Consider the following 10,405-nt stretch of genomic DNA (forward strand, 5'->3'; position numbering starts at 1 on the left):
ACCACCATAGGGCGCGAGCGCGATCCCGGGAACCGACGCGCGGCGGGGGTTGCGCTGCGCTACGGTTCGTCTCATGCGCGTCGATGTCGTCACCAAGGAGTACCCGCCGGAGATCTACGGGGGAGCGGGTGTCCACGCGACCGAGCTGGTCCGCGCGCTCCGCGCCGAGGGCACCGAAGTGCAGGTGCGGGCGTTCGGCGCACCGCGCGACGAGGCCGACACGACGTCGTACGCGGTGCCGTCCGAACTGGCCTCCGCGAACGGCGCGATCCAGACGCTCGGCACCGATCTCGAGATCGTCTCCGACATCGCGGGTGCCGACGTCGTGCACTCCCACACCTGGTACGCGAACTTCGCCGGGCACCTCGCCTCGCTGCTGCACGGCATCCCCCACGTCGTCACCGCGCACAGCCTCGAGCCGCTGCGCCCGTGGAAGGCCGAGCAGCTCGGCGGCGGATACGCCGTGTCCAGCTACATCGAGAAGACCGCGTACGAGGGTGCGGCGGCCGTCGTCGCGGTGAGCGCGGGCATGCGCGCCGACATCCTGCGCAGCTACCCGTCGCTCGACCCCGACAAGGTGCGGGTGATCTACAACGGCATCGACACCGAGGCGTGGCATCCGGTCGACGATCCCGGGGTGCTCGCACGCTTCGGCATCGATCCGGCCCGCCCGTCGGTCGTGTTCGTGGGGCGCATCACGCGCCAGAAGGGCCTGCCGTACCTGCTGCGCGCGGCGGAGCAGCTGCCGCCCGAGGTGCAGCTCGTGCTGTGTGCGGGCGCGCCCGACACCCCGCAGATCCTCGCCGAGGTCGAGGGGCTCGTCCGCGGGCTGCAGGCCACTCGCGACGGTGTCGCGTGGATCGACGAGCTGCTCCCGCGCCACGAGCTGTGCGCGATCCTCACGTCCGCGACGACGTTCGTGTGCCCCTCGGTGTACGAGCCGCTCGGCATCGTGAACCTCGAGGCCATGGCGTGCGGCGCGGCCGTCGTGGGCACCGCGACCGGTGGCATCCCCGAGGTCGTCGTCGACGGCGTCACCGGGCGTCTCGTGCCCATCGAGCAGGTGCAGGACGGCACCGGCACCCCCGTCGACCCCGAGCGTTTCGTCGACGATCTCGCCCGGGTGCTCACCGAAGTGGTGACGGATGCCACCCGCGCGGCCGAGTACGGCGAGGCGGGGCGTCTTCGCGCGATCGAGGACTTCAGTTGGACCGCGATCGCGCAGACCACCGCGGCACTGTACGCGGAGGTCGCGGGACGGTAGGTGCAGCACGGGGCCGGGGGAGCCGCTCCGTTGCTGTGATGTACGCGGAGGTCGCGGGACGGTAGGTGCAGCACGGGGCCGGGGGAGCCGCTCCGTTGCTGTGATGTACGCGGAGGTCGCGGGGCGGTAGACCTCGCGCGCCGAGGGGTGCGCTGGTGCCGGGCATCGGCGTCTCAGGCCGTTAGGCTGGACGCATGCCGCAGGTTCTGGAGTTCTCCGACGTCGTCGTCCGCCGGAACGCCCGGGACATCGTGTCCCACCTCGACTGGACCGTCTCCGACGATGAACGCTGGGTGGTGCTCGGCCCGAACGGCGCCGGCAAGACCACGGTGCTCCAGCTCGCCGACACGCTGCTGCACCCCACGTCGGGTGCGGTGACGATCCTCGGCGAGCGTCTGGGCCGGACCGACGTGTTCGAGCTTCGCCCGCGCATCGGGTTCGCGTCGTCGGCGATGGCGCGGCGCGTGCCGCCCGAGGAGACGGTGCTCGACGTCGTGCTGACCGCCGCCTACTCGGTGACCGGCCGCTGGCGCGAGGAGTACGACGACATCGACGAGCGGCGCGCGCTGCGCGTGCTCGCCGAGTGGCGCCTCGACCACCTCGCCGACCGCACGTTCGGCACGCTGTCGGACGGCGAGCAGAAGCGGGTGCAGATCGCGCGGGCCGTCATGACCGACCCCGAACTGCTGCTCCTCGACGAGCCGACCGCGAGCCTCGACCTCGGCGCCCGCGAGGAGCTCCTCGCGCTGCTCTCCGGGTACGCGCAGGCTCCCACCACTCCGGCGATGATCATGGTCACGCATCACGTGGAGGAGATCCCCGTCGGGTTCACCCACGTGCTGCTGCTGCGTGACGGTGAGGTCGTGGCATCCGGGCCCCTGTCCGAGGCGCTGACGGCCGAGAACCTGTCCGCGACGTTCGGGGTGCAGATCACGCTGACACAGGATGCCGGCCGCTACGCGGCGCGCGCGTCCTGAGGGCTCCGTGACTCGCGTCGTGCGGGGCCTTCGGGCCTGGTAGACTCGTCCTTTGGTGCCTCCGGCGCCGCAGACTTTGACCGTCCTGGCAGAATCCAGGGCACCACTTCTCAAAGGACCTCCCATGAAGACTGACATCCACCCGGACTACCGCGCCGTCGTGTTCCGCGACCTCGGCTCGGGCGAGACGTTCCTCACCCGTTCGACGGTGACGAGCGACAAGACGATCGAGCTCGACGGTGTCGAGTACCCCGTCATCGACGTGGAAATCTCGTCGGCCTCGCACCCCTTCTACACGGGTAAGCAGCGCATCATGGACTCGGCCGGTCGCGTCGAGAAGTTTAACCAGCGCTTCAAGAACTTCGGCGCGCGCTGAGCCGCGGAGGTTCTCGCCGGAAGCCCTCGTCCTTGGGGACGGGGGCTTCCGTCATTTCCTCGCGGCGGCGTCGCGCGTGCGGTGGTCGAGCGTGCGCTGCGGTCCGAGGTCGTCGCGGCGGTCGGCCCACATCCGCTGGTGCGCGCGCGTGCGCGTGATCTCGTCGCGGTCGAGGTCTGCGACGGCGAGCCCTTCGACGCCGTCGACCGCGGCGATGCGCCGACCGGACGGGTCGAAGACCGCCGAGCCGCCGATGAAGTCGTGCGGGGCACCGACGAGGCCGCTGAACACGACGTACATGCCGTTGTCGAGCGCGCGGGCGGCGTAGTGCAGGTCGCGGCGGTCGGCCCCGCCCGGGAAGTACGCGCCGCTGTTGACGTAGACGTCCGCTCCCGCCGCGGAGGCCGCGGCCGCGTGCTCGGGAAAGTTCGCGTCGTAGCAGACGGAGAGGGCGAGGCGTAGGTCGTTCACGACGAACGAGAACCCGCCGTCACCGGCGGCGAACACCGCGCGTTCGCTGTCGTACAGGTGCTGCTTGTCGTAGGCGACGAGCGGTGCTCGGCGGGGTATGACGATGATGTCGGTGAGCGTGCGGCGGTCGCGGCGGTCGAGCGCCGTGTTGAGGATCGCGACGACGCCGGCGCGGTCGACGGCTCGCTGGACCGGGGCGAGCCAGTTCGTGTCGTCGGCGGGAGGCAGCGGGCCGGCGAAGGCGGCCTCGTCGTATCCGGTGGTGAACGCCTCGGGGAACACGATGACGTCGGCGTGCTGCTCGGCGGCGAGGTCGATCCAGCGCACCGTCTCGGACAGGTTGGCCTTGAGGTCGCCGGGCGTCGCTTCGGCTTGAACGGTGGCGATGCGGACGGTCACTGACGGATTCTCGCAGGTGCGGGGCCGAGAGGCGGATCGGGGCCTGTTCCTCGGCGGTCAGCGGATCAGCCGGACGGTCCGCGGGATCGGGCCGAACGAGGATTCGGCACCGTCGGGCCGGAAGCCGTTGCGGCGGTAGAACGCGAGGGCGCGCGGGTTGTCCGCGGCGACCCAGAGCGAGGCCGGGCGGTCGGCGAGAACCGCGTCGAGGAGCGCTTGGCCGACGCCCGATCCGTGGGCGCGCTGCAACACGTAGAGCATCGTGAGTTCTTCGAGGCGGACGGCATCCGGTTCGGTCGTCGGCGTCGTCGAGGCGAACCCGACGATGCCTACGGGGCCTTCCGCGACGATCGTGGCGTGATCGGCCTCCGCCAGGATCGTCTCCCACATACCGATGCGACGTTCGGCGTCGAACCACGGGTTGGTGTCGGGATCGTCGACGAATCCGCCGTACGTTTCGCGCCAGGACACCGCGTGCACCCGGGCGATCGCTGCGGCATCGCCCGGGCGCGCGGGGCGCAGCGTCGAGGCGGCGGGTGGTGATGCTTCGTTCGACGACGGGTCGGGGCCGAGGTGGGCCCGCGGGGGAAATCCATGCCGGGAGCGTACCGGGGTCGGCGGAGCGATGCCGGATGAGGGACGTTCGATGTCGACGCTGGCCGGGCGCGGCGATGCTCGTGCGTCCCTGCTCGTGCGTCACCGCCGAGCCGGTGGGAGCTTCCTTTCGGCACGGCCGCGCCGGCCTGACGTCGATCTTCGCTAGAACGGCGGGGGATCGGCGTCGATGTGCGTCCCCAACGGGGTAGTCCACTCCAGGTCGCCCGTGTCCGGATCGCGGCTGGCGGCCCAGCGCGTTTCGTGTCGCAGGCGGTGGTGGTGGCGGCACTCGGGGTCGAGGTTGTCGTCGTCGGTGGTGCCGCCCTCGCTCCAGGCGTGCAGGTGGTCGAGGTCGCAGTCCCGCGCCGGACGTCCGCAGCCGGGGAACGCGCACGTCGGGGACGTGACGTCGAGCCAGCGGCGCAGTGCCGTCGGCACGCGGTACGTCGTGCGGTCGAGCGCGAGCGGCGTGCCCGTGACGGGGTGCGTGAGCACGCGGATCCACGACGTCGCCTCGCCCGCGAGTCGGCGGGCGGTGTCGAGGTCGATGGGGCCGTAGCCGTCGAGGGTCGCCGGGGTGCCGTCGGCACCGAGCAGCGTGAGGGCGGGGATCGTGACGACCACGGTGGGGCGCGCGGCGGCTCTGCTGCCACGTGCCGGAGCCTCGGCAGCCGTTGCCGTGGCATCCCCGATGGCTCCCGCTCCGGCTCCCGCGAGAAAATCCGCAAAGGCGTCGGCGCGGATCTGTGCGAGCGTGCGGTCCTCGCCCTCGGCGGTGGCGAGGTGGCGCGCAGCCCGGTCGACGCGGGTCATCGCTGCAGCCGCACGATCGGCGGGGAGGAACGCGGTGAGCGTCGCCATGCCGTCGAGTTCGGCGGTCATCCATACGCCGCGGTCGGCGCGAGCACGCTGGTGGCGCGTCTCGACGGACTCGGCGTGCACGCGCTCGCGAAGGACCCGGGCCGACGTCGCGAAGCGGGCGGGGGAGAGGCGGAGCGCCCGGTCGCGCGCGCCGGCGTCGAAGGCCTCCCACGACGCGCGGTCGGCGGGGAGGGTCGCGGCGAGTCGCGCGGTCTCGATCGTGTGACGTTCCGACACGAGTCCCTCGGCGAACGCGGCCCAGATCCCGGGGCAGCGTTCGCGAAGAACGGCCGCGTGCGCGGCGCGCGTGCGCACCGTCTGCTCTGCGAGGCGCAGGCGAACCGCGATCTCGGCGACGGCGGCGCGTTCGGCCATGTCGAGCCGATCCCGTCGCACCGCGGCGACCGTGCGCCCGCGCCGATCGTGCCACAGCCCGTCGAGCGTCGGATCGGGACCGACCCACGGGGCGGGGTCGTCGGCCGCCTCCTGCAGCACTCGGAAGATCAGGTCGTACTCGGCAGCCGTCGCCCGGTGCCGAGCGGCCGCGCGGTCTTCGAGACGCTCGAGCAGGAGAGCAGGATCGTCGCGGGACGAAGGGTCCGCGGCTTCCGCGACCTCTTCGTCGACGAGTCCGAGGGAGATCGCCCAGGCGGAGTCTGCGGCGGACTGCACGTCGGCGTCGTCCGGCCACGGCGCCACGTCGGTCGGGTGCGACCGATCGAGCGGGGGTGCCGGAATCTCCATACTCGAACACTAACGAGGGGGTCCGACATCGCCCCGGGGCACCGGAAACGCCAGGGAGAACCCGCCGTTCAGCGGATCGGCCACGCTCCGTCGAGTGGGGGTGCCTCGGCATCCAGGCGTCCGATTCTCACGAAATACTCCGTCAGGCTCGCCGCCTGCGCGCGCGCCCACGCGATCTGCCGCGTGTGCAGCTCGTCGACGGTCGACGGGAGCCACGCGGCGTACCGCTCGGCGAGCGCGAGCGCGAGGCGCCCGGCGGCCACGGCGTCGGCGCACGCTTCGTGGGCGGTGTCGAGCGGCACGGCGTAGTGCGCGGCGACGTGCGTGAGCGTGCGCTTGCCGCGGCGATACCGGTCGTACGTCTTGTCGACGACGAGCGGATCGATCACCGGCGACGGAGCATCGATCGGCGGGATGCCGTGACGCAGCGCCTCGTACTTGAGCATCGAGAAGTCGAACGGCGCGTTGTACGCCACGACCGGGATGCCGGCGTAGAACAGCGCGCGCAGGGCCTCGACGACCTCGGAGACCACCGTCGCCGCAGGTGCCCCCTCGGCGCGGGCGCGCTCGGTCGTGACGCCGTGGATCGCGGCGGCCCCGGCGGGAATCGGGACACCGGGGTCGGCGAGCCAGTCGCGCGCGTCGAGCACGTGGCCGTCGGCGTCGAGCACCCCCACGTGGGCGGTGACGATCCGGTCGTGCACGACATCCACGCCGGTCGTCTCGAGATCGAACACGCCGACGACGCGTGCCCACTCGGGGGTCTGGAAAAGCGGGAGCGGCTCGGCCTGCCACGTGGTCATGCGCTCAGGCTAGGACGGGGCACCGACACGGCCGCCGAGGCGCACCGCAGCACGGTGGGGGCGGACCGACCCCGCCTAGAATCGACGGATGCCGAACCCCTACGCCCCGCTCCTGGCCGAGATCCCGGTCGAGCGGCGTACGGCCGAGATCCTCGGCGGCACGACGGCGTACTGGACCTACGGCGACGAGACCGCCGACACCACGATCGTCGCGGTGCACGGGTTCCGCGGCGAGCATCACGGACTCGAGCCGGTCGTGGCGCACTTGCCCGGCATCCGGTTCGTGTCGCCCGACCTGCCGGGCTTCGGCGAGACCGCCCCGCTGCCCGGGCGCACGCACGATCTCGACACGTACGCGGCCTGGCTGCGCGCGTTCGTCGAGTCCGAGGCTCCGGGCGCGATCGTGCTGGGGCATTCGTTCGGCTCGATCGTCGCGTCCGCCGCGGTCGCCGGGGGCCTCGTGACTCCGCGGCTGATCCTCGTCAACCCGATCGGCGCGCCCGCGCTCGAGGGGCCCCGCGGCGTCCTTACACGCCTCGCGGTCTTCTACTACCTCGCGGGCGCGCGCCTGCCGCGCCCCCTCGGTGACGCGCTGCTGCGCAACGGCGTGATCGTCCGGGTCATGAGCGTCGCGATGGCCAAGACGCGCGAACCCGAACTCCGCCGATTCGTGCACGAGCAGCACGACACGTACTTCTCCCGGTTCGCCGACCGCGACGTCCTGCACGATGCGTTCGTCACGAGCGTCTCGCACGACGTCCGCGCGTTCGCCCCGCGCATCGCGCAGCCGACGCTCCTCATCGCCGCGGAGAAGGACGACATCACCCCCATCGAGGCGGAACGTCACCTCGCCACGCTGTTCCCGGATGCCGAGCTGGTCGAGATCCCCGCGGTCGGCCACCTCATCCACTACGAGACGCCCGCCGCCGCGGCATCCGCGATCCGGGAATTCCTGAAGGACACCCAGCCCTAAGCCGGCGCGTCCGCCTTCCGCCTTCGGTAGGCGTTGACGTTCATCCGATTCCCGCAGTTGCCGGAGTCGCAGTAGCGCTTCGAGCCGTTCTTCGAGAAGTCGACGTAGACGCCGCGGCAGTCGTCGGCCTGGCACACGCGGATCCGGGCGTACTCGTCGGCGCGGATGACGTCGACGAACGCCATCGCCGCCTCGACGAGGATGCGCTGCGCGAGCGCGTCGGACGGGTCGGACGCGTGGATGTGCCAGTCGAACCCGTCGTGCTTCACGAGCTGCGGCAGCGCCTTCCCGTCGCGGAGCATCGCGTTCACGAGCGGCACGGCCGCGTCGCGTTCGACGGTCCAGAGTTCGTGGATGCGGTTCCGGATGCCACGCACCGCGGCGAGTTCGCGATCGTCGTGCGTGCGCGAGCCGGTGTAGGCGTGCCGCGTCGCGAAGTCCTCGAGCTGGTCGACGGAGACCATCGTGTCCTCGCCGGTCGTGTCGGTGTGGGGGAGCGTGTTGACCAGCTCGACCGTGGCGCGGAGGACGAGCTCGGTGTCACGGATAAAAGTCATGTTGACTCCTGACAGGCTGAGGCTCTACTGTCACGAGTGTAAACGTAGTTGACTCCTGACAGCGGGCCTTGCATGACCACTTCCTCCGCCACTCTTCCCCGCCCCACCCATCGCGGTTCGGGCGCCGTCACCGGCCTCGCCATCGCGGTGGCCTCGGCCCTGGCGTTCTCATCGAGCGGCCCGTTCGTCAAGCCGCTGCTCGAGGGCGGGTGGTCGCTCGGCGCCGTCCTGTTGGTGCGCATGGGACTGGCATCCCTGGTGCTGTCTCCCGCGCTGGTCCGGGCCATCCGTCGCCAGCCGGGGTTCCTGCGGCGCCACGGTCTGCTCATCGCCGCGTTCGGTCTCACCGCGGTCGCCGGCTGCCAGCTGTTCTACTTCGCCGCGATGCAGCGCATGCCGGTCGCGGTGGCCCTGCTGATCCAGTACATCGCGCCGGTGCTGCTCGTCGCGGCCGTGTGGGTGCGCACGCGGCGGGCCCCCTCGAAGCTCGTGCTCATCGGGGCGGTCGTGGCCATGACGGGTCTGGTGCTCGTCGTCGACATCAGCGGCGCGCGCTTCAATCTCCTCGGCACGCTGTTCGCCCTGTGCGCCGCGGCGTGCACCGCCGTGTACTTCGTGATCGCCGCGCGTTCGAGCGACGAACTCCCTCCCCTCGCGCTCGCCGCCGGTGGCCTCGTGACCGGCACCGTCGTCATCGGCATCCTCGTGGCGGTGGGGGTGCTGCCGTTCGCCGCGCCCGCGATCACCGTGTCGATGCTCGGGCTGCAGGTGCCCGGCATCCTGCCCCTGCTCTGGGTCGGCGGCGTCGCGACGACGCTCGGCTATGCGCTCGGGGTGATCGCGGTGCCCCTCATCGGATCGCGGGTCGCGTCGTTCGTGGGCCTGAGCGAGGTGCTGTTCGCCCTCGGCTTCGCCTGGCTGTTGCTCGGCGAGACGCCCGCGCCCGTGCAGTTCGTCGGGGGAGCGGTGCTGCTCGTCGGAGTGGTGCTGGTGCGCCTGGATGCCGGAGACCCGGTCGAGCAGCGGACCGAGACGGCGACGATCCCGGTCGTCCCGTCGCCCTAGGGCTACAGCCCCTCGCGCGCCAGGTCCATGAGAGGACTCACCCGGTAGCCGATGACCTCACGCATCACGAGGGACGTCTCGGTGCGCTCGACGCCCTCGATCGCGAGGATCCGCGCGTCGGTGTCGAACAGGTGCTGCGTGTCACGGCACGCGACGCGCACCAGCAGATCGATCTGGCCGCTCAGTCCGTGCGCCTGCAGCACCTCGGGCACCTTCGCGAGAGCCTCGCGGATCGCGGGGAGCTCGGCCTGCCGCACGGTCACATGCAGGAACGCCTCGATCGGAAAACCCAGCGCTTCGGCTGACAGCGTCCGCTCGTAGGAGAGGAAGACGCCGCCCTTCTCCAGACGGCTCATGCGCGCCTGCACGGTGTTGCGCGAGAGGCCGAGCTTCTCGGCGAGCGCGACGACCGTCGCCCGCGGATCGTGGGACAGGGCGCGGAGGAGGTCGAGATCGACCGCGTCGAGCTTGGTCATGGAGCGAGACATTAGCAGGATGCCGACCCGAAAGGGTGCGCACAATGCTGAGCCGGGGATGCCGGAGGTGAGCGCCCTGCGCGCCGCGTGAGGTTTCGGTCGAGGTGCGGTCAGCTCGCGACACCGGCGTAGGCCAGCATCTCCCATTCCTCGCCGTCGAGCCGGAACACGGTCGCCGAGCAGTTCGGCAGACGCTCGCCCACCCGGGGGAACTCGCCCGCGGTGGCGTGCATGATGACCTCGCGGATGAGCGCGCCGTGCGCGACCGCGATGATGTCGACCCCCTCGGGCGTCTCGGCCACGACCTCGGCGATCGCGGCGAGCGCGCGCTCGCGGACGACCGGCCACTCCTCGGCACCGGGCACTTGCGCGGCGTGCCACGGGCCGTACGTGTCGGAGAACGTGGGGGCGTCCATGCCCTCGGCGTCGCCGTACGAGCGTTCGCGCAGGCCGGGGAGGCGTCGCGTGACGACCGTGCCGAGCGGCTCGGCGATCACGTCGGCGGTCTCGGCCGCGCGGGAGAGGTCGCTGGAGACCACGACGACGTCGCGACCGGCGAGGTCGGTTGCGAGCGTCGCGGCGACCTCGCGGGCCTGGGCCCGACCGGTGTCGTTGAGGGGGATGTCGGTCGAGCCCTGGACGCGGCCGCGGGCGTTCCAGTCGGTTTCGCCGTGGCGCACGAGGGTGAGGATCGTCACCGTTCGAGCCTACCGGCGGCTCGGAGGCGTGGGCCGACCCGCGGCGCGGACGGGCGCTCGCCGAGGGGCGGGGGGGGTGGGAATGGGCCGGCCCCCGGCCCGGACGGGCGCACGCCGGGGGCCGGGGCGAAGGGGGTGGGCTCA

At 71.8% G+C, this 10,405-nt stretch carries 12 protein-coding genes; 5 read left to right on the forward strand and 7 right to left on the reverse strand.

The genetic code is table 11. The features are described from left to right. The first annotated feature begins 73 nt into the window (after positions 1-73). The 3 genes from glgA to AVW09_RS09865 all read left to right on the forward strand — a co-directional run bounded on the left by glgA (position 74) and on the right by AVW09_RS09865 (position 2,617). The gene (gene glgA / locus AVW09_RS09855; RefSeq protein ID WP_063257911.1) at positions 74-1,264 is read left to right on the forward strand and encodes a glycogen synthase; all 1,191 of its coding nucleotides are present in this window, start codon (positions 74-76) and stop codon (positions 1,262-1,264) included. Positions 1,265-1,458: 194 nt separating this feature from the next. After that, positions 1,459-2,241 carry an ABC transporter ATP-binding protein gene (locus AVW09_RS09860; RefSeq protein WP_063257912.1) on the forward strand — a complete coding sequence of 261 codons (783 nt, stop codon included), beginning with the start codon at positions 1,459-1,461 and terminating at the stop codon, positions 2,239-2,241. Positions 2,242-2,365: 124 nt separating this feature from the next. Then, positions 2,366-2,617 carry a type B 50S ribosomal protein L31 gene (locus AVW09_RS09865; RefSeq protein ID WP_063257913.1) on the forward strand — a complete coding sequence of 84 codons (252 nt, stop codon included), beginning with the start codon at positions 2,366-2,368 and terminating at the stop codon, positions 2,615-2,617. A gap of 51 nt (positions 2,618-2,668) precedes the next feature. Here AVW09_RS09865 and AVW09_RS09870 read toward each other — a convergent pair whose 3' ends face one another. The 4 genes from AVW09_RS09870 to AVW09_RS09885 all read right to left on the reverse strand — a co-directional run bounded on the left by AVW09_RS09870 (position 2,669) and on the right by AVW09_RS09885 (position 6,492). Further along, on the reverse strand, positions 2,669-3,487 hold the full coding sequence (locus AVW09_RS09870) for a carbon-nitrogen hydrolase family protein (RefSeq protein ID WP_063257914.1): 819 nt from the start codon (positions 3,485-3,487) through the stop codon (positions 2,669-2,671). Positions 3,488-3,544: 57 nt separating this feature from the next. Continuing rightward, a complete protein-coding gene (locus tag AVW09_RS09875) occupies positions 3,545-3,958 on the reverse strand; it encodes a GNAT family N-acetyltransferase (RefSeq protein ID WP_231901815.1) in 414 nt (137 codons plus the stop codon). A gap of 288 nt (positions 3,959-4,246) precedes the next feature. Further along, positions 4,247-5,689: an HNH endonuclease signature motif containing protein gene (locus tag AVW09_RS09880; protein WP_063257916.1), complete on the reverse strand. Its 1,443-nt coding sequence runs from the start codon at positions 5,687-5,689 to the stop codon at positions 4,247-4,249. A gap of 68 nt (positions 5,690-5,757) precedes the next feature. Further along, a complete protein-coding gene (locus AVW09_RS09885; RefSeq protein WP_063257917.1) occupies positions 5,758-6,492 on the reverse strand; it encodes an exonuclease domain-containing protein in 735 nt (244 codons plus the stop codon). Between the two features lie 88 nt (positions 6,493-6,580). Here AVW09_RS09885 and AVW09_RS09890 point away from each other — a divergent pair, with 88 nt between their 5' ends. Then, on the forward strand, positions 6,581-7,465 hold the full coding sequence (locus AVW09_RS09890; RefSeq protein ID WP_063257918.1) for an alpha/beta fold hydrolase: 885 nt from the start codon (positions 6,581-6,583) through the stop codon (positions 7,463-7,465). Here the strand turns inward: AVW09_RS09890 and AVW09_RS09895 are convergent. Further along, a complete protein-coding gene (locus tag AVW09_RS09895; RefSeq protein WP_063257919.1) occupies positions 7,462-8,022 on the reverse strand; it encodes a CGNR zinc finger domain-containing protein in 561 nt (186 codons plus the stop codon). The genes AVW09_RS09890 and AVW09_RS09895 overlap by 4 nt on opposite strands. Positions 8,023-8,094: 72 nt before the next feature. Between AVW09_RS09895 and AVW09_RS09900 the strand changes: the two genes are divergently transcribed. Then, positions 8,095-9,087 (forward strand): EamA family transporter, encoded by a 993-nt coding sequence (locus AVW09_RS09900; protein ID WP_063257920.1) that lies wholly within the window; start codon positions 8,095-8,097, stop codon positions 9,085-9,087. Positions 9,088-9,089: 2 nt separating this feature from the next. Here AVW09_RS09900 and AVW09_RS09905 read toward each other — a convergent pair whose 3' ends face one another. Both AVW09_RS09905 and AVW09_RS09910 read right to left on the reverse strand, forming a co-directional pair. Then, positions 9,090-9,563 (reverse strand): Lrp/AsnC family transcriptional regulator, encoded by a 474-nt coding sequence (locus tag AVW09_RS09905; RefSeq protein ID WP_063257921.1) that lies wholly within the window; start codon positions 9,561-9,563, stop codon positions 9,090-9,092. 110 nt (positions 9,564-9,673) lie between these two features. Beyond that, positions 9,674-10,261, reverse strand: coding sequence for a histidine phosphatase family protein (locus AVW09_RS09910; RefSeq protein ID WP_063257922.1), 588 nt, complete (start codon positions 10,259-10,261; stop codon positions 9,674-9,676). Between the last annotated feature and the right edge of the window lie 144 nt (positions 10,262-10,405).

Source organism: Microbacterium sp. T32 (assembly GCF_001619615.1).
Taxonomy (GTDB): Bacteria; Actinomycetota; Actinomycetes; order Actinomycetales; family Microbacteriaceae; genus Microbacterium.

What these genes read in the sequence shown, in the direction of transcription:
- glgA (WP_063257911.1), top strand. Translation starts at nt 74, where the DNA reads ATGCGCGTCGATGTCGTCACCAAGGAGTACCCGCCGGAGATCTACGGG.
- AVW09_RS09860 (WP_063257912.1), top strand. Translation starts at nt 1,459, where the DNA reads ATGCCGCAGGTTCTGGAGTTCTCCGACGTCGTCGTCCGCCGGAACGCC.
- AVW09_RS09865 (WP_063257913.1), top strand. Translation starts at nt 2,366, where the DNA reads ATGAAGACTGACATCCACCCGGACTACCGCGCCGTCGTGTTCCGCGAC.
- AVW09_RS09880 (WP_063257916.1), bottom strand. Translation starts at nt 5,689, where the DNA reads ATGGAGATTCCGGCACCCCCGCTCGATCGGTCGCACCCGACCGACGTG.
- AVW09_RS09885 (WP_063257917.1), bottom strand. Translation starts at nt 6,492, where the DNA reads ATGACCACGTGGCAGGCCGAGCCGCTCCCGCTTTTCCAGACCCCCGAG.
- AVW09_RS09890 (WP_063257918.1), top strand. Translation starts at nt 6,581, where the DNA reads ATGCCGAACCCCTACGCCCCGCTCCTGGCCGAGATCCCGGTCGAGCGG.
- AVW09_RS09895 (WP_063257919.1), bottom strand. Translation starts at nt 8,022, where the DNA reads ATGACTTTTATCCGTGACACCGAGCTCGTCCTCCGCGCCACGGTCGAG.
- AVW09_RS09900 (WP_063257920.1), top strand. Translation starts at nt 8,095, where the DNA reads ATGACCACTTCCTCCGCCACTCTTCCCCGCCCCACCCATCGCGGTTCG.
- AVW09_RS09905 (WP_063257921.1), bottom strand. Translation starts at nt 9,563, where the DNA reads ATGACCAAGCTCGACGCGGTCGATCTCGACCTCCTCCGCGCCCTGTCC.